The following is a 17,493-nucleotide window of genomic DNA, read 5'->3' as shown; positions in this document are numbered from 1 at the left end:
CTCAAAAAACAGAAATAAAAACCCCACAGACTGGCCGTGGGGATGAAAAAAGAAACGAATTAGCCGTGGCGACGCTCAAAATCGATCATGAAATCGGTTAGCGCTTTTACCCCTTCAATCGGCATGGCGTTATAGATAGAGGCGCGCATCCCGCCAACAACACGGTGCCCTTTTAAGGCGTGCAGACCGGCGGCGAAAGACTCTTCCAGAAAGACCTTGTCCAGCGCATTGTCCGCTAACTGGAACGGAACATTCATCCGCGAACGGTTGGCCTGTGCGACATCGTTACGGTAGAAATCGCTGTTATCAATCACACCGTACAGCAACTCCGCTTTTTGCTGATTGATTTTGTGCATCGCCGCCACGCCGCCCTGCGCTTTCAACCATTTGAACACCAGACCGGAAAGATACCAGGCGAAAGTCGGCGGCGTATTAAACATCGAGTCGTTATCATTCAGGACGGTGTAGTCGAGGATGGACGGGCAGCTCTCATGCGCCTTGCCTAACAGATCCTCCCGGACGATAACCAGCGTCAGTCCTGCCGGACCGATATTCTTCTGCGCGCCAGCATAAATTACGCCATAGCGAGAGACGTCCAGCGGCGCAGACAGGATGGTAGAAGAAAAATCCGCCGTGACGACCACTTCCGGGCCAAAATCCGGCGTTTCATCGATGGCGATGCCGTCAATGGTCTCATTCGGGCAATAGTGTAAATAAGCGGCGTTATCGGAAAGCTGCCACTCGCGCATCGGTTTTACGGCACGTTTGCCGTCAACGGTGATTTTGGCGTCGATAATCTGCGGCGCACAGTATTTTTTGGCTTCTTTGATGGCGCTCGCCGCCCAGTAACCAGCATCGACATAATCCGCCGTGGTTTTATCGCCCAGCAGATTGAGCGGCACGCCAGCAAACTGCCCGCGACCGCCGCCGTGACAAAATAAAACTTTATAGTTGGAGGGGATATTAAGGAGATCGCGAAAATCCTGCTCCGCCTCTTCAGCGACCTGGATAAACTCTTTGCCTCGATGGCTAATTTCCATTACCGACGTACCAAGACCGTGCCAGTCACGCAGTTCCTGTTGCGCCAGTTTAAGTACTTCCGCCGGTAGCATCGCCGGACCTGAACTAAAATTAAAGACCTGAGCCATTTCCCCTCACCACGCTGCATTGTTTCCTGCCTGACAGACATCAGGCAAACGTTATTCATGTGAATATCGGTTTTATCATTCAGTGACACGCGCCGCAATGGGTAAAACAATGCGAGGAGAAAATGCGGCATGCGTCACACAACAGAATCTTCCGGTTTAACCGTATAAATCCGATATTTTCGCTGTTAAACAACGCGTTTAGCCCGGCTTGCCTTCGTCCATTCTGGATTTGCGCAGCGCGGACATAATTGCTTTTCCCCGATATTCATGCGTATCACTTCACTGCAACGTACGCAGGCATAGTCGCCAGCCTCCGGCGCCACGATAAAGCGTGGCGTACAGTGCTCAGGAAGAATGCTTAACCCCGGCTTAACGTCTTTATTTTCAAAGAAATAGACGCTGATTTGTCCGTTTGTCTCCAGGATGGCCAGTCTGACCTGCCCCAGTTGCTCAACGCCATTCAAGCGAAGCTCCATAAAAAACTCAAACTCCGTCATGTTCGAGCGCTGCAGTTTTTCCCACGCCAGTTCGCCGTCTTCAACAATGACCACCGACTTGCCTTCCAGCAGATCTTCCAACTTTTCACTATGCGCCATCAGCCACATGACCAGGCGATAGAGCAGCGCCAGGGTGATGAATACCACCAGAACAGGGAGCATCGGAACGTCATCATAAAACGCGACGTCGCCTGCCGCCGATCCCAATGTCAAAATGATCAGCACTTCAAAAAGCGACATTTGCCGTACGCCGCGTCGTCCTGTCACCTTTAAGAAAAGAAACACCAGAACAAAGGTGTAAAAGCTACGCAGCGCCACTTCCCCCAAAAACGCTACCGGCACGTTATCCAGCGCCATTCGTTGCAAATCAAATGCTTTCATTTTTTATGCTCTTCCTGTGAATGCCAGTGTAAAAGCATAGCCAATACTTTTATTTCCGCCGATGTCCCGGCGAGATAGCGCCCGTCACATAAAACCCGTATCATTGCGCGCTTTCCGTACGACAAAAGTGATTTTCATGACGCAAACATTTATTCCCGGCAAAGACGCCGCGCTGGAAGACTCCATCGCCCGCTTCCAGCAAAAGTTACTCGACCTCGGCTTTCACATCGAAGAGGCCTCCTGGCTGAACCCGGTGCCAAACGTCTGGTCAGTGCATATTCGCGATAAAGAGTGCGCGTTATGCTTTACCAACGGAAAAGGCGCGACCAAAAAAGCGGCGCTGGCCTCGGCGCTGGGCGAATACTTCGAGCGTCTGTCAACCAACTACTTCTTTGCTGATTTCTGGCTTGGCGAAACGGTCGCCAATGGGCCATTCGTGCATTACCCGAACGAAAAGTGGTTCCCGCTGACTGAAAATGACGACGTACCGGAAGGCTTGCTTGATGCCCGTCTGCGCGCGTTTTACGATCCGGAAAATGAACTCACCGGAAGCCAGTTAATTGATCTTCAGTCCGGCAATGAAGCTCGCGGCGTCTGCGGCCTGCCATTTACCCGTCAGTCCGATAACCAGACCGTGTATATTCCGATGAATATCATCGGCAACCTGTACGTCTCTAACGGAATGTCCGCCGGCAATACGCGTAATGAAGCCCGCGTTCAGGGACTGTCGGAAGTCTTCGAGCGTTATGTGAAAAATCGCATCATTGCGGAAAGTATCAGTCTGCCGGAGATTCCCGCAGAGGTGATGGCGCGTTATCCGGCGGTAATGGAGTCAATCGCCACGCTGGAAGCCGAGGGTTTCCCGATTTTCGCCTATGACGGCTCGCTGGGCGGTAAGTATCCGGTTATCTGCGTCGTGCTGTTCAACCCGGCTAACGGTACCTGCTTTGCTTCTTTTGGCGCCCATCCTGACTTTGGCGTTGCGCTGGAGCGTACAGTGACCGAGCTACTCCAGGGACGCGGTCTGAAAGATCTTGATGTCTTCACGCCACCAACGTTCGATGATGAAGAAGTCGCGGAGCACACTAATCTGGAGACCCACTTCATCGACTCCAGCGGCCTGATTTCCTGGGATCTGTTCAAACAGGACGCCGATTATCCGTTCACGGACTGGAGTTTTTCCGGCACTACCGAAGAAGAATTCGCCACGCTGATGGCCATCTTTGCTGCTGAAGATAAAGAAGTTTACATTGCCGATTACGAGCATCTCGGCGTATACGCCTGTCGTATTATCGTACCGGGAATGTCTGATATTTATCCTGCCGAAGATCTGTGGCTGGCCAACAACAATATGGGTAGCCATCTTCGTGAGACTCTGCTTTCGCTGCCCGGTAGCGCCTGGAATAAAGAAGATTATCTCAATCTGATTGAACAATTGGATGAAGAAGGTTTTGACGATTTCACCCGCGTGCGTGAACTGTTGGGTCTGGCGACCGGAGCGGACAATGGTTGGTATACACTGCGCGTCGGCGAATTAAAAGCAATGTTAGCGTTAGCGGGCGGCGATTTGGAGCAGGCGCTAATCTGGACAGAATGGACGATGGAGTTCAATTCGTCGGTCTTTAGTCCGACACGCGCAAACTATTACCGTTGCCTGCAAACTCTGCTGCTCCTGTCGCAAGAAGATGCGCGTCAGCCACTGCAATATCTCAATGCTTTTATAAAAATGTATGGCGCAGAGGCTGTAGAGGCCGCCAGCGCCGCGCTTAGCGGTGAAGCGGCTTTTTATGGACTACCGGCTGTCGACCACGATCTACAAGCGTTCCCGGCGCATCAGTCCTTGTTAAAAGCGTATGATAAATTACAGCGCGCGAAAGCGGCATACTGGTCAAAATAAGGCCATATGAGTGACTTAGGGTAGGTTTACCCTCTCGGCTGCGTTATATTACGGGGCGCCTTTGCGGCCCCGTTTTATTTATTTTCGCTAAACGGCGAAAAATGTAATAACAAGGTTAAATATTGGTTGTTGATATTAAATTAATTGACATAGTGATGTTACTTTATTTGTTGATTACTCCATATTAATTAACCGTGCAGCAGGAGGAGTCAGGAAAAAATTCAACTCTATTTATAATTTTTAAAATTTATTTTTATTAGTATAATCAAAAAGTTACACCGTAATTGCATAAAAGCCATGCGACTTACGGGCCTATAAGCCAGGCGAGATATGATCTATATCAAATTCTCATCTATAATGCTTTGTTAGTATCTCGTCGCCGACTTAATAAAGAGAGAGTTAGTGTGAAAGCTGACAACCCTTTTGACCTTTTACTCCCTGCAGCAATGGCCAAAGTGGCTGAAGAAGCAGGCGTCTATAAAGCAACGAAACATCCGCTTAAGACTTTCTATCTGGCGATTACCGCCGGCGTATTCATTTCAATTGCCTTTGTTTTTTATATTACTGCGACAACCGGTACTGGCGCGATGCCTTATGGCATGGCGAAACTTATCGGGGGTATCTGTTTCTCTTTGGGACTGATTCTCTGTGTTATTTGCGGCGCTGATCTCTTCACCTCTACTGTTCTGATCGTTGTAGCTAAAGCTAGCGGTCGCATCACCTGGGGGCAACTGGCTAAAAACTGGTTAAACGTCTATTTTGGTAACCTGATTGGCGCTCTGCTTTTCGTGTTACTGATGTGGCTTTCCGGCGAGTATATGACTGCCAACGGTCAATGGGGACTTAACGTCCTGCAAACCGCCGACCACAAAATGCACCACACTTTTATTGAAGCTGTCTGCCTCGGTATTCTGGCGAACCTGATGGTTTGTCTGGCCGTGTGGATGAGCTACTCAGGTCGTAGCCTGATGGACAAAGCGTTCATCATGGTACTGCCCGTCGCCATGTTTGTCGCCAGCGGTTTTGAGCACAGTATCGCAAACATGTTTATGATTCCTATGGGTATTGTAATACGCGATTTTGCTACACCGGAGTTTTGGACCGCGGTTGGTTCGTCTCCGGAAAGTTTTTCTCACCTGACCGTGATGAGCTTCATCACTGATAACCTGATTCCGGTCACGATCGGTAATATTATCGGCGGCGGTTTGTTGGTCGGGTTGACATACTGGGTCATTTACCTGCGTGGTAACGAGCATCATTAATCTGTTGATGCCCATTACACGCAGTAAATAAAAAATCCACTTAAGAAGGTAGGTGTTACATGTCCGAGCTTAATGAAAAGTTAGCCACAGCCTGGGAAGGTTTTACCAAAGGTGACTGGCAGAATGAAGTAAACGTCCGTGACTTCATTCAGAAAAACTACACTCCGTATGAGGGTGACGAGTCCTTCCTGGCTGGCGCTACTGACGCGACCACCAAGCTGTGGGACAGCGTAATGGAAGGCGTTAAACAGGAAAACCGCACTCACGCGCCTGTTGACTTTGACACCTCCGTTGCTTCCACCATCACTTCTCACGACGCTGGCTACATCAACAAAGCGCTTGAGAAAATTGTTGGTCTGCAGACTGAAGCTCCGCTGAAGCGTGCGATTATCCCGTTCGGCGGCATCAAAATGGTTGAAGGTTCCTGCAAAGCGTACAATCGCGAGCTGGACCCAATGATCAAAAAAATCTTCACCGAATACCGTAAGACTCACAACCAGGGCGTGTTCGACGTTTATACTCCGGACATCCTGCGTTGCCGTAAATCCGGCGTTCTGACCGGTCTGCCGGATGCGTATGGCCGTGGCCGTATCATCGGTGACTACCGTCGCGTAGCGCTGTACGGTATCGACTACCTGATGAAAGACAAATTCGCACAGTTTACGTCTCTGCAATCCGATCTGGAAAACGGCGTAAATCTGGAAGCGACTATCCGTCTGCGTGAAGAAATCGCTGAACAGCACCGCGCTCTGGGTCAGATCAAAGAAATGGCAGCTAAATACGGCTGCGATATCTCTGGTCCGGCGACTAACGCTCAGGAAGCAATCCAGTGGACTTACTTCGGTTACCTGGCTGCGGTTAAATCTCAGAACGGCGCAGCAATGTCCTTCGGTCGTGTATCCACCTTCCTGGATGCGTACATCGAACGTGACCTGAAAGCAGGCAAAATCACCGAGCAAGACGCACAGGAAATGATTGACCACCTGGTCATGAAACTGCGTATGGTTCGCTTCCTGCGTACTCCTGAATATGATGAACTGTTCTCCGGCGACCCGATTTGGGCAACCGAATCTATCGGCGGTATGGGCGTTGATGGCCGTACTCTGGTCACCAAAAACAGCTTCCGTTTCCTGAACACCCTGTACACCATGGGGCCGTCTCCGGAGCCGAACATCACCGTTCTGTGGTCTGAAAAACTGCCGCTGAACTTCAAGAAATTCGCCGCTAAAGTCTCCATCGACACCTCTTCTCTGCAGTACGAGAACGATGACCTGATGCGTCCGGACTTCAACAACGATGACTACGCTATCGCATGCTGCGTAAGCCCGATGATCGTTGGTAAACAAATGCAGTTCTTCGGCGCGCGTGCAAACCTGGCGAAAACCATGCTGTACGCTATCAACGGCGGCGTTGATGAAAAACTGAAAATGCAGGTTGGTCCGAAATCCGAACCGATCAAAGGCGATGTTCTGAACTTCGACGAAGTGATGGATCGCATGGATCACTTCATGGACTGGCTGGCTAAACAGTATGTCACCGCGCTGAACGTTATCCACTACATGCACGACAAGTACAGCTACGAAGCCTCTCTGATGGCGCTGCACGACCGTGACGTTATCCGCACCATGGCGTGTGGTATCGCAGGTCTGTCCGTTGCTGCTGACTCCCTGTCTGCCATCAAATATGCGAAAGTTAAACCGATTCGTGACGAAGATGGTCTGGCTATCGACTTCGAAATCGAAGGCGAATACCCGCAGTTTGGTAACAACGACGCTCGTGTAGATGACATGGCGGTTGACCTGGTAGAACGTTTCATGAAGAAAATTCAGAAACTGACCACCTACCGTGGCGCTATCCCGACGCAGTCTGTTCTGACCATCACTTCTAACGTTGTGTATGGTAAGAAAACCGGTAACACCCCGGATGGTCGTCGCGCTGGCGCGCCGTTCGGACCAGGTGCTAACCCGATGCACGGTCGTGACCAGAAAGGCGCTGTCGCTTCTCTGACCTCCGTTGCTAAACTGCCGTTTGCTTACGCGAAAGATGGTATTTCTTATACCTTCTCTATCGTTCCGAACGCACTGGGTAAAGACGACGAAGTTCGTAAGACTAACCTGGCAGGTCTGATGGATGGTTACTTCCACCACGAAGCGTCCATCGAAGGCGGTCAGCACCTGAACGTCAACGTCATGAACCGTGAAATGCTGCTGGACGCGATGGAACATCCGGAAAAATATCCGCAGCTGACCATCCGTGTATCTGGTTACGCAGTACGTTTTAACTCCCTGACGAAAGAACAGCAGCAGGACGTTATTACTCGTACCTTCACGCAGACCATGTAATGGGTTTGACTGAAATTACGCCATAAAAAGCGTACAAAAAAGGCTCCATATCAGTGGGGCCTTTTTAATGACTTTTTATATAAGCATATTGCGACAACTCGACTTTTCACTTATAAATAAAGTGTTATTATGTGATCTATATATTCTTCTTAGAATAGCATCAATTTCTCTTTTATTATTTTGATAATCATCATAATCCTTATTTAATACATCAGAAAACAGCATGGTGTTAGTTTCTATTAAATCAGATGACAATGACGGTTTATATGCTTGTAGCAGATAGCTAAGTGTTGGATGAACCATATCAAACAGGACTTCCCCCTCTAATTCCCAGTAACCTATTTTAAAAAATTGGGTAGTAATATTAAAAGACCCCATTTGAAGACAGCGTAGTTTATTCTTCTCCTCTTCAGTAAGAGTACCATTCCATTCAACACATTCCATTTTTCGATCTTCTCCAGATCGCATAAGCTTATAAACTTCATCCTTAACGTCATCATCCTCATTAACTGCATCTTTAAGTTTATTAGCAAATCCTTCTAATAATTCTGGATAGCGGGCAATTTTTTCTCCATACTTAATACATACTTTAAAAAACAACTCTTCTTCATCTTCTTCCATCACTTTAAAAATACAGTTTTCTGAAACATTGAGGAGACGATGCAAATTACATTTATCAATAACCTTGCCATCAATCTCAAATAAAACTTGTGTCTGATTCATATCAAAACGCATAACAAAGCGGTCTTGTTGAGATGGATTAGCATATTGTTTTAATTGTGTAAAGGCATGTATCTTCTCCATGCCGGTTATATCAACATTAAGTTCAGCTTGATTTTCACGTTCACATCCATGGATGAGTGTATATAATACCTCCAGCACCTCTTGTTTTTTGTGTGTTCTGAAGCAGTCCTTAAATCTATCCCATACCCCCATGTATAGCGCTTCTTCTTTATCAGGACTCATCAAACGGGCTAGCCGTGAATGATTAATTTCATAGTTATGACGATTACCAAAACTTAACGTAACTGGCATAATAACTCCCTTGATTATTTACCGCGAAAGCAAGATCCAATCCGTTGCTCTCATTTTTTGATTAAAACCACACTCTATTTAAGAGATTGAATCAGCCTGGGTTTAGAAATGACATCAGATTTACACCTGATTGCGCGTTGAATGCGACGCCAGGCGCTGGACAGCGCATAACGTTCTTTGGACACATCTGAATTATGTTGAGAATTATTTTCGTTCTGACCACAACAAAACGGCGCCAACCATTCGAAAAAAGAGGCGGATCATAAACAGCAAAACCAGGACGCTATGGATGATACACTTACAGTATGTATTGCGGTTGAGGCGTTACGAGCTGATGAATGAGCCAGAATTTCTGGCGGTGCGAGTTATGCAGCATAGATTTGCCGTATATTTTATACTGAATAGAGGTAAAATAGCCCCATTGCAGCACATTCTGGAACAGCCACACATTCTGTAGTCCAAAATTTACGCTCGCAGTACCGCTTTTTTACAGGATGCAACCCCCTTACCAGGGTGCTCAACATGCCCGGAATGTGTCCATAAACCCCATGTTATTTAGAGCTAGCCGAAGCGATATGAGTAACTTAACCAATTGTATTACAAATGAAAGTGTTGCAGTAACTGCTGATAAAAAGCCGGTTATTGGTCGCATTCACTCCTTTGAGTCCTGTGGCACCGTTGATGGCCCAGGCATCCGCTTTATTACCTTTTTTCAGGGCTGCCTGATGCGCTGCCTGTATTGCCATAACCGCGACACATGGGATACGCATGGCGGTAAAGAAATCACCGTTGAAGACTTAATGAAAGAGGTGGTGACCTATCGGCATTTTATGAATGCTTCTGGCGGCGGCGTGACGGCATCCGGCGGCGAGGCCATTTTGCAGGCAGAATTTGTACGCGACTGGTTTCGCGCCTGTAAAAAAGAAGGTATCCACACCTGTCTCGACACCAACGGCTTTGTGCGCCGTTATGACCCGGTGATTGATGAACTGTTGGACGTTACCGATCTGGTGATGCTCGATCTCAAGCAGATGAATGATGAGATCCACCAGAATCTGGTCGGTGTCTCTAATCACCGGACGCTGGAATTCGCGCAGTATTTATCAAAGAAAAATGTGAAGGTCTGGATCCGTTACGTTGTCGTTCCCGGCTGGTCTGACGACGATGATTCCGCGCATCGCCTGGGCGAGTTTACCCGCGATATGGGTAATGTCGAAAAAATCGAACTGTTGCCCTATCATGAGCTGGGCAAACATAAATGGGTGGCAATGGGCGAAGAATATAAACTGGATGGCGTGAAGCCGCCTAAAAAAGAGACCATGGAGCGTGTAAAGGGTATTCTTGAGCAGTATGGTCATAAAGTGATGTATTAATCGCCTGCTATCTTACCCGCTTTTAAACGGCTACCCATGACGGTAGCCGTTTTGCTGTCTGGATAACGCTCTTACCGCTAAAATACCCGACCCCGCCATCAGACAGGCATGGTTAACAATATTGCGCTAACCAGGTATTAAATACAGAGTCGCTTATCTGCTGCTGGGTTGAAGGTCTGACAACTATTGCTGCCCCCGGCGCCTGTTAATACCGTGGTCTCCGCCTGGAACCCAGGCACCTGTAACCTTAAAAGGCGCTCGCCTGACAGGAGCGCCGTGGAAAAGAGCGTCGTTATGTGTTTCTACGCGCCAGCAGTGGGAAAATTAATCCCAACCCGACCAGGACAAAAGGCGTCACGATGTTCAACGTCAGCTGGAATGTCCACTCCGGCGTGAACGCCTCCATTTTGGGGAAAATACCGGTAAGGCAGGCAAACGCGGTGAAGGCAAAACACCATATTCCCACAGTTAACGCCAACGCCCGGTTGCGAATAAACACATATTCGGGTTTGTACTTTTGCGCCAGTCGAATGACGGCAATAAAGGCGACAAATACCCACAGATAGCGCAGCGGCATAACGACTGAATTGAGATTAAGCAGCCATTTGTACAGGTTGTTCATATCGCCGATGCCAAGCGTTGGCAACATAATCAAGATAGCGACCAACACTAATGTCAGCAAATAACCGTTAACAGGCGTACCTGAAGCGTTAGTACGACATAAGCGCTGCGGGATATATTTAGTGTCTGCATCACCCAGTAAAACTTTCAGTGGCGCATCAATAGAAAACACCAGCGCGGCGATTTGCCCCAGAGTATTGGCAATGGCATAAATCACCATTAATGAATTACCCATATGGTAATACTCACCCAATTTCTGGAATGCATAATATTGCCCATTAGTCATTAAATCGTCAGGTATATGCCGCGAATCAAACATCATTCCCATCGCCAACGAACCGAGGATAGCGCAGACCGCAACCATGACGGCTAAAAAGAGCATCCCCTTCGGAAATTCTTTTCCTGGATTCCGCGTCTGGTTGACATAAGGCGAGATCTTCTCTGCCCCACCAACCGCAAAGACCAACATAGAGATGGTGGTGATATAGGTAAAATCGATATGAGGAATAAATGACTGCCAGGTGATGTTAGTGGTCGCAATTTCAACGTTTGTAATTGCTGGCGCGGTCACTGCCATCACAACATATAAAATTGACATGATAAACATGGCAATCCCGGCCACAGACCCAACAACCTTTAGCGATTTCATCCCCCGGGAAGCAACCCACATAAAGAAAACAAACAATGCCAGCGTCAGCCCCTGCAAGGCAACGACGGTATATTCTTTTATCAACGAGCCGTCGCCTTTTAAAGCCCATCCCAATGCAATGAGTATCGCCTGCGGCTTTTGCGCCAGGTAGGGAATATGCACGACCCAATAGGTCCATGCCGCAAGGTAAGCCAACCCCGGCCCCATCGTATGCTTAATCCAGGTACTGACGCCCCCTTTTCCCTCTTTGAAGGTTGAGCCCAGTTGCCCCACGATTAAGGCATAAGGAATGAAATAGAGCGCAAAAATAAACACCCAGGAGAAGACAACCACTAACCCCTGGTTAGCATAGTTATTGACAACATTGCCGAATCCCCAAACGGTAATAAACGACATCAGGGCGATGTTGTACCATCGCAACTGTTTTTCCTGCACATTCGGCATAACGCGATCCTTCGTGAACACAATGCTATTACTATAAATGAAGCGGGGGATTATGCGCGGTAAAGACGAAGAGAGAAAATAGAGGAGCGCAAAATTATAACCTTCGGCACATTTTATTTTTCAGCAAAGCAAGAAAATTATGCAGGTCAATTATTTTACGTAAAACATAAACAAATAGTATGCAAGACTCACGTCCTGCATACGATTCAGAGAACAGTCAGATGTGGGCGACAGGATTAGGCGTCTGGCCGGCGTTACGTAACAGCATCAGCAGATAAATAAACGATACGCTGGCGATCATAATAAACAGCAGATTATCTGAATAATTCTGCATTAACATCGCAGCAAAAGACGGCCCCAACAGGCTCCCTACCGTATAACTTAACAACAGCGCCTGGTTCATTGCCACAAGCTGGTGATGTTCGACTTTTTCACAGGCCCAGGCCATTGCGACGGGATAAAGCGTAAAACCCGCCGCCCCCAGAATAAACAGAGCTGGCGCCATCGCCGCCTGGGTTAACATGGCAATACTACCGAGTATGACAACGAATACCTGTACGCGTAACACCAGCAAGCGACCAAATTTGTCCGCCAGACGTCCCATTGGCCATTGCCCCAAAATGCCGGCGCTCACCAGCACCGCCATCCAGAAACCGATGCTGGCGTTAGCCATCCCCTGATGCTTCAGATATAACGGCATCAGGCCATATAATGAACCAAGAACAATGCCGGAAATAATACAACCATTCACGCCAAGACGCGCCTGGCGTAGCTTCAGCATGGCGCTAATAGAAGAGGAATGACGTGCCTGCGTTTGCTGATTTACAATTCGGGTAAAGAGTAGCGGCAGAATTCCCGCCAGAATCATTCCGGTCACCCAGGGAAGGACGTGCAGCAATTCACCAGATACTTTACTGACCAATAATTGTCCAAGGAAGGTCCCCATGTAATAGGCCATCATATAGGCAGCCAGCAGGCGCCCGCGATTATGCGAGGTTCCGCTGCACATCAACGCACTTTCGACAACCACCCAAATCATGGCGCAGCCGATACCGGCAATAAAACGCCAGCTCATCCAGCTCCAGAACCCCACCATCCCCCCCAACCCGACACAACCCGCGGCGAAGATCAGCGAGGCAAGATAATAGCTACGGTTAAACCCAATGCGTTTAATTAAATACCCGGTAAATAACGTCCCGACCAGATTGCCGGTAAAATAAGACGAGCTGACCATCCCCACCTGCCAGGTAGGAAGGTTTGCCTGAGCAAGCCACAGCGGCACAAGCGTATTCAGTACCGCAATGGCCAGGGTCAACAAAAGTAGCCCGCACAGCAAAAGCATGACGGGACGGGTATAGGTGGACATGAATAAAAACCGTGAGGAAGTTCAAATTTCATGCGCATCATGCCATCGCCAAAAACATTGTCAATCGGCTCCGCATGGGCGATTCTCAAGTTTTGAGACTATCGATTTGATTTACTTATTCTGCACGTGAATATATTGAAAGGCTAAAAATTCATCCCCTTGTTTTTATTGATCTAACCCGCAAAATCGGCGTTTTGTTCAGTCGAAAAATTTCATGGTTCCTTTAGCTTCGTTTTCTTCTCTATGGATTTATATGCGCCTTCTCCGCCCCGGTTATATTCCTTAGATTGATGGCGGCTAAAGGCGAATTCGGCCTGCACGTTCTGCAGGCCGAATGCGCGTCAACGCGTTAGCTGGCTACCGCCATGCCCACGGTCATATGCAGCCCATAGAATACGCCGCGGCCAATCAATTCCCCCGCCAGCATCAGAATGAAGGCGACAGAGAGCAACGGTACCGCAGGTTGATACCCTTTTAACTGTGGCACAATCCAGCAGCACAACGCCGCCGCAAGCAGCACCATACGCCAGGCCATCAGCGAACCATAATCCGGCACCAGAGCAGACGCCTGCTGAATGGAACTGTGAATCGTCGCCAGTTCCGCGCCCTGCATGGCCACCATAATGGCAATAACCACCAGCGCCAGCACCGACACCGCAGGCAACAAACGCATCGCCCAACCGTTCACGCCTGCGATGCGCAGCAGCAGATAACCCAGTAGCGGGCCCCCTATAAAGAGCGTCAGGAAGAAGCCCAGCGGCGTCCAGACGCTATACCAGGTCGGTACTGTATCGATGCTGTTATAGACGCGTACCATCATCCAGACGAAGACGACGCCCAGTACCATCGTGATAATCAGCCAGAGTGTGCGCAGTGCCGGCGGCAGCTTTTTCAGTACCGCCAGCAGCCAGCCAATCCCGCCGACCGCAAAAAACACCGAGCCGCTGGCAATTTCATTGCTCAGTGCGGAAGCACCCACGCGGTTAAGCGAGTTAAACGCGCGCATCGGCGAGCCCAGATGCAGCATCGAGGCGATAAAGCCAATCCCCATCAGCACCCACAGACCAAACATACAGGCGATCACCCGCTGCTGCGTTTCCGCGCGCAGGTCGCCCTTCATCAGCGCCAAAGCCAGAACAATAAAACCACCGGCCACGCACTGACCAAAGACCGTGAAGATCATCAACGGCCATTCATGCCATCCACTTCCCATCTTATACCTCCTTCGGATTGGCCAGATAACCGGTAGTGTCCCCGGTCGGGCGGCTGTTGGCGTTGGGTTTAATCACAATATTCGGCTTCGTGAAATGCGCGCGCGGTAACGGCGCGACGGCAGCCAGCTCACCGTGTTTTTTGCGCAGTTCGTCTATCGGGCCGAAATCCAGCGCCCGCAGCGGACAGGATTCGACGCAGATCGGTTTCTTACCTTCCGCCACCCGGTCATAACAGCCATCGCACTTGGTCATATGACCTTTGGCCGCGTTGTACTGCGGCGCGCCGTACGGGCAGGCCATGTGGCAGTAGCGGCAACCGATACAGACCTCTTCGTTCACCACCACAAAACCGTCATCGCGCTTGTGCATCGCGCCGCTCGGGCAGACTTTGGTGCAGGCCGGGTCTTCGCAGTGGTTACAGGAGATGGAGAGATAGTAGGCAAAGACGTTCTGGTGCCAGACGCCGTTATCCTCCTGCCAGTCGCCACCTGCATACTCATAAATGCGACGGAAGCTGACATCCGGGGTCAAATCTTTGTAGTCCTTGCAGGCCAGTTCGCAGGTTTTGCAACCGGTGCAACGGCTGGAATCAATAAAAAATCCATACTGGGTTGTCATCGGTTACTCCTTACGCCTTTTCAACCTGAACGAGGTTCGTATGTGACGGGTTCCCCTTCGCCAGCGGAGAAGGACGTTGGGTCGTCAGTACGTTAATACATCCGCCCTGATCCACGCGTTTTGCATCCGGGTCATACCATGCGCCTTCTCCCAGAGCGACCACGCCCGGCATCATGCGCGGCGTCACTTTAGCCTCGATATGAACTTCGCCGCGATCGTTGAAGATGCGGACTTTATCGCCATTGTTGATACCGCGTTTCTGCGCATCCATTGGGTTAATCCACATTTCCTGGCGACAGGCGGCTTTCAGTACGTCTACGTTGCCATAAGTGGAATGCACACGCGCTTTATAGTGGAAACCCGTCAACTGCAGCGGGAATTTATCCGTTAGCGGATCGTTATAGTTTTCAAAACCTGGCGTGTAGATCGGTAATGGATCGATCACGTCGCCTTCCGGCAGCTCCCAGGTAGCGGCGATATCCGCCAACGCCTGTGAATAGATTTCAATCTTGCCCGATGGCGTTGTAAGTGGATTCGCTTGCGGATCTTCGCGGAAGTCTTTATAGGCGACATGGTGGCCTTCGGGGTCGCGCTGTTTGAAGATGCCTTGCTTACGGAACTCCTCAAAGGTGGGCAGATTCGGAATGGATTTACGCGACTGTTCGTACAGATGACGCATCCACTCTTCTTGCGTCCGTCCTTCGGTAAACTGTTGTTCCACGCCAAGACGTTTCGCCAGTTCGCTGGTCATCTCATAAATCGTCTTACACTCGAAGCGCGGTTTAATTGCCTGGTCAGTGAAGATAACGTAAGACATGTTCCCGCAGGAGGCATCCAGCGCAAAGTCCATCTGCTCAGAAGCAGTGCAATCCGGCAACAGAATATCGGCGTATTTTGCCGACGAGGTCATATGACAGTCGATAACGACGATCATTTCGCATTTCTTGTCATCCTGCAGGATTTCGTGGGTGCGGTTAATCTCAGAGTGCTGGTTAATCAAACAGTTGCCAGCATAGTTCCAGATCATTTTAATCGGCACGTCCAGCTTATCTTTCCCCCGCACGCCATCACGCAGCGCCGTCATTTCCGGGCCGCGTTCAATGGCATCGGTCCACATAAACATGGAGATGCTGGTTTCAACCGGGTTTTCTAACGTGGGCATACGTTCAAATGGCAGGGCATAAGACCCTTCGCGCGCGCCGCTGTTACCTCCGTTAATCCCAACATTACCCGTCAGGATCGCCAGCATCGAGATGGCGCGCGTGGCGATTTCTCCATTAGCATGACGTTGTGGTCCCCATCCCTGGCAAATATAGGCGGGTTTAGCGCTGCCGATTTCTCGCGCCAGCTTAATAATGCGATCCGCCGGGATACCGGTAATTTGCGCCGCCCACTCCGGCGTCTTCGCGATACCGTCTTTACCCTGGCCCAGAATATAGGCTTTGTAGTGACCGTTTTTCGGCGCGCTGGCAGGCAAGGTTTTTTCGTCATAACCAACGCAATATTTATCCAGGAACGGCTGATCGACCATGTTCTCGGTGATTAAGACATATGCCAGACCATTGACCAGCGCCGCATCGGTACCTGGACGAATCGGAATCCACTCATCTTCGCGACCGGCGCCGGTGTCGGTGTAACGAGGATCGATAATGATCATCCGCGCGTTTGATTTCTGCCGCGCCTGTTCAAGATAATACGTTACACCGCCCCCGCTCATGCGGGTTTCGCCAGGGTTATTGCCAAACAATACCACCAGCTTACTGTTTTCAATGTCGGACGGACTATTGCCATCCGCCCAGCCGCCATAGGTGTAGTTCAGACCCGCTGCGATTTGCGCGGAAGAGTAATCACCGTAGTGATTAAGATAACCGCCGCAGCAGTTCATCAGACGAGCGACCAGCGTTTTTCCTAGCGGCCATGAACGTGTCAAAGTGCCGCCCAGCGTTCCCGTGCCATAGTTCAGATAAATGGACTCGTTGCCATACTCTTTGATAAGACGCTGCATATTGGTGGCAATGATATCGTAGGCTTCGTCCCAGCTAATACGCTCAAATTTACCTTCGCCGCGCGCGCCGACGCGCTTCATCGGATACTTGAGCCGATCCGGGTTATAGACGCGACGACGCATAGAACGACCGCGCAGGCAGGCGCGAACCTGGTGCAGGCCATCGTAATCATCGTTTCCGGTATTATCCGTTTCAACATATTTGATTTCGCCATCCACAACATGCATACGTAGCGGACAACGGCTGCCACAGTTTACCGTACAGGCGCTCCAGACGACTTTCTCGTCGGTTTTCGTCGGGCTTATCGCCTCTGCGGCGTTAGCGATGCGGGTAAATGGCAGGGTAAATGCGCTACTGGCCATCGCCAGGCCGCCTATCGCGGTGGTTTTGACTAAACCACGACGGCTCACCTCGGCTGCCAGCACGGCATCAGGGATCTTAGTTTTCATAAGGGCTCACTCTGCTGCTCACAATAAAAAAGCAATAAAACGATGTATAGAATTTTATATAGCGACAACTTCGCTATAAAGTCTGATATATATCGAAAAAATAGAAAAATAGTGTTAAAAACTGACCTTCATTCGAAATCAGTATTACCCCTAATAGGGTAGAGATTATTGTCCGGTATCAAACTGGCATA

At 49.6% G+C, this 17,493-nt stretch carries 13 protein-coding genes; 5 read left to right on the top strand and 8 right to left on the bottom strand.

The genetic code is table 11. The features are described from left to right. Positions 1-59: 59 nt before the first annotated feature. Positions 60-1,148, bottom strand: a complete 1,089-nt coding sequence (gene serC, locus N7E69_RS16915) for a 3-phosphoserine/phosphohydroxythreonine transaminase (protein WP_000079590.1) — start codon at positions 1,146-1,148, stop codon at positions 60-62. 185 nt (positions 1,149-1,333) lie between these two features. Next, positions 1,334-2,026, bottom strand: coding sequence for a DUF421 domain-containing protein (locus N7E69_RS16910; protein WP_000642867.1), 693 nt, complete (start codon positions 2,024-2,026; stop codon positions 1,334-1,336). A gap of 136 nt (positions 2,027-2,162) precedes the next feature. Between N7E69_RS16910 and ycaO the strand changes: the two genes are divergently transcribed. The 3 genes from ycaO (at position 2,163) to pflB (ending at position 7,527) form a co-directional block, all read left to right on the top strand. Continuing rightward, positions 2,163-3,923 carry a 30S ribosomal protein S12 methylthiotransferase accessory factor YcaO gene (ycaO, locus tag N7E69_RS16905; RefSeq protein ID WP_000194823.1) on the top strand — a complete coding sequence of 587 codons (1,761 nt, stop codon included), beginning with the start codon at positions 2,163-2,165 and terminating at the stop codon, positions 3,921-3,923. 404 nt (positions 3,924-4,327) lie between these two features. Continuing rightward, entirely contained in the window at positions 4,328-5,185 is an 858-nt protein-coding gene (focA, locus tag N7E69_RS16900; RefSeq protein ID WP_000642539.1) for a formate transporter FocA, read from the top strand. Positions 5,186-5,244: 59 nt separating this feature from the next. Continuing rightward, positions 5,245-7,527: a formate C-acetyltransferase gene (gene pflB / locus N7E69_RS16895; protein ID WP_001292799.1), complete on the top strand. Its 2,283-nt coding sequence runs from the start codon at positions 5,245-5,247 to the stop codon at positions 7,525-7,527. A 75-nt stretch (positions 7,528-7,602) separates the two neighbouring features. Here the strand turns inward: pflB and sopD2 are convergent, their stop codons facing one another. Then, on the bottom strand, positions 7,603-8,562 hold the full coding sequence (gene sopD2 / locus N7E69_RS16890; RefSeq protein ID WP_001145562.1) for an SPI-2 type III secretion system effector SopD2: 960 nt from the start codon (positions 8,560-8,562) through the stop codon (positions 7,603-7,605). Between the two features lie 130 nt (positions 8,563-8,692). Here sopD2 and N7E69_RS16885 point away from each other — a divergent pair, with 130 nt between their 5' ends. Together N7E69_RS16885 and pflA are read left to right on the top strand one after the other, a co-directional pair. Next, positions 8,693-9,019, top strand: coding sequence for a hypothetical protein (locus tag N7E69_RS16885; protein WP_012543336.1), 327 nt, complete (start codon positions 8,693-8,695; stop codon positions 9,017-9,019). 118 nt (positions 9,020-9,137) lie between these two features. After that, positions 9,138-9,935 (top strand): pyruvate formate lyase 1-activating protein, encoded by a 798-nt coding sequence (gene pflA, locus N7E69_RS16880; protein ID WP_000067973.1) that lies wholly within the window; start codon positions 9,138-9,140, stop codon positions 9,933-9,935. A 292-nt stretch (positions 9,936-10,227) separates the two neighbouring features. Here pflA and N7E69_RS16875 read toward each other — a convergent pair whose 3' ends face one another. From N7E69_RS16875 to dmsA, 5 genes are all read right to left on the bottom strand, one after another. Continuing rightward, positions 10,228-11,649 (bottom strand): APC family permease, encoded by a 1,422-nt coding sequence (locus N7E69_RS16875; RefSeq protein WP_001134268.1) that lies wholly within the window; start codon positions 11,647-11,649, stop codon positions 10,228-10,230. Positions 11,650-11,866: 217 nt separating this feature from the next. After that, positions 11,867-13,015, bottom strand: a complete 1,149-nt coding sequence (locus tag N7E69_RS16870) for an MFS transporter (RefSeq protein WP_000109266.1) — start codon at positions 13,013-13,015, stop codon at positions 11,867-11,869. A gap of 349 nt (positions 13,016-13,364) precedes the next feature. Then, positions 13,365-14,228, bottom strand: a complete 864-nt coding sequence (locus N7E69_RS16865; protein ID WP_000534676.1) for a dimethyl sulfoxide reductase anchor subunit family protein — start codon at positions 14,226-14,228, stop codon at positions 13,365-13,367. A 1-nt stretch (position 14,229) separates the two neighbouring features. Then, positions 14,230-14,847 (bottom strand): dimethylsulfoxide reductase iron-sulfur subunit DmsB, encoded by a 618-nt coding sequence (dmsB, locus tag N7E69_RS16860; RefSeq protein WP_000213069.1) that lies wholly within the window; start codon positions 14,845-14,847, stop codon positions 14,230-14,232. 10 nt (positions 14,848-14,857) lie between these two features. Then, positions 14,858-17,302: a dimethylsulfoxide reductase subunit A gene (gene dmsA / locus N7E69_RS16855; RefSeq protein WP_108629072.1), complete on the bottom strand. Its 2,445-nt coding sequence runs from the start codon at positions 17,300-17,302 to the stop codon at positions 14,858-14,860. Positions 17,303-17,493 lie beyond the last annotated feature (191 nt).

Origin of the sequence: Salmonella sp. 3C, from assembly GCF_025426275.1 — a bacterium.
GTDB classification, from domain to species: domain Bacteria; phylum Pseudomonadota; class Gammaproteobacteria; order Enterobacterales; family Enterobacteriaceae; genus Salmonella; species Salmonella enterica.
The sequence above is the reverse complement of the archived record's forward strand: the minus strand, read 5'-3'. Positions and strand labels throughout refer to the sequence as shown.

Excerpts from the sequence above, each read along its gene's own strand:
- serC (WP_000079590.1), bottom strand. The coding sequence starts at position 1,148 with ATGGCTCAGGTCTTTAATTTTAGTTCAGGTCCGGCGATGCTACCGGCG.
- N7E69_RS16910 (WP_000642867.1), bottom strand. The coding sequence starts at position 2,026 with ATGAAAGCATTTGATTTGCAACGAATGGCGCTGGATAACGTGCCGGTA.
- ycaO (WP_000194823.1), top strand. The coding sequence starts at position 2,163 with ATGACGCAAACATTTATTCCCGGCAAAGACGCCGCGCTGGAAGACTCC.
- pflB (WP_001292799.1), top strand. The coding sequence starts at position 5,245 with ATGTCCGAGCTTAATGAAAAGTTAGCCACAGCCTGGGAAGGTTTTACC.
- sopD2 (WP_001145562.1), bottom strand. The coding sequence starts at position 8,562 with ATGCCAGTTACGTTAAGTTTTGGTAATCGTCATAACTATGAAATTAAT.
- pflA (WP_000067973.1), top strand. The coding sequence starts at position 9,138 with ATGAGTAACTTAACCAATTGTATTACAAATGAAAGTGTTGCAGTAACT.
- N7E69_RS16875 (WP_001134268.1), bottom strand. The coding sequence starts at position 11,649 with ATGCCGAATGTGCAGGAAAAACAGTTGCGATGGTACAACATCGCCCTG.
- N7E69_RS16870 (WP_000109266.1), bottom strand. The coding sequence starts at position 13,015 with ATGTCCACCTATACCCGTCCCGTCATGCTTTTGCTGTGCGGGCTACTT.
- N7E69_RS16865 (WP_000534676.1), bottom strand. The coding sequence starts at position 14,228 with ATGGGAAGTGGATGGCATGAATGGCCGTTGATGATCTTCACGGTCTTT.
- dmsB (WP_000213069.1), bottom strand. The coding sequence starts at position 14,847 with ATGACAACCCAGTATGGATTTTTTATTGATTCCAGCCGTTGCACCGGT.
- dmsA (WP_108629072.1), bottom strand. The coding sequence starts at position 17,302 with ATGAAAACTAAGATCCCTGATGCCGTGCTGGCAGCCGAGGTGAGCCGT.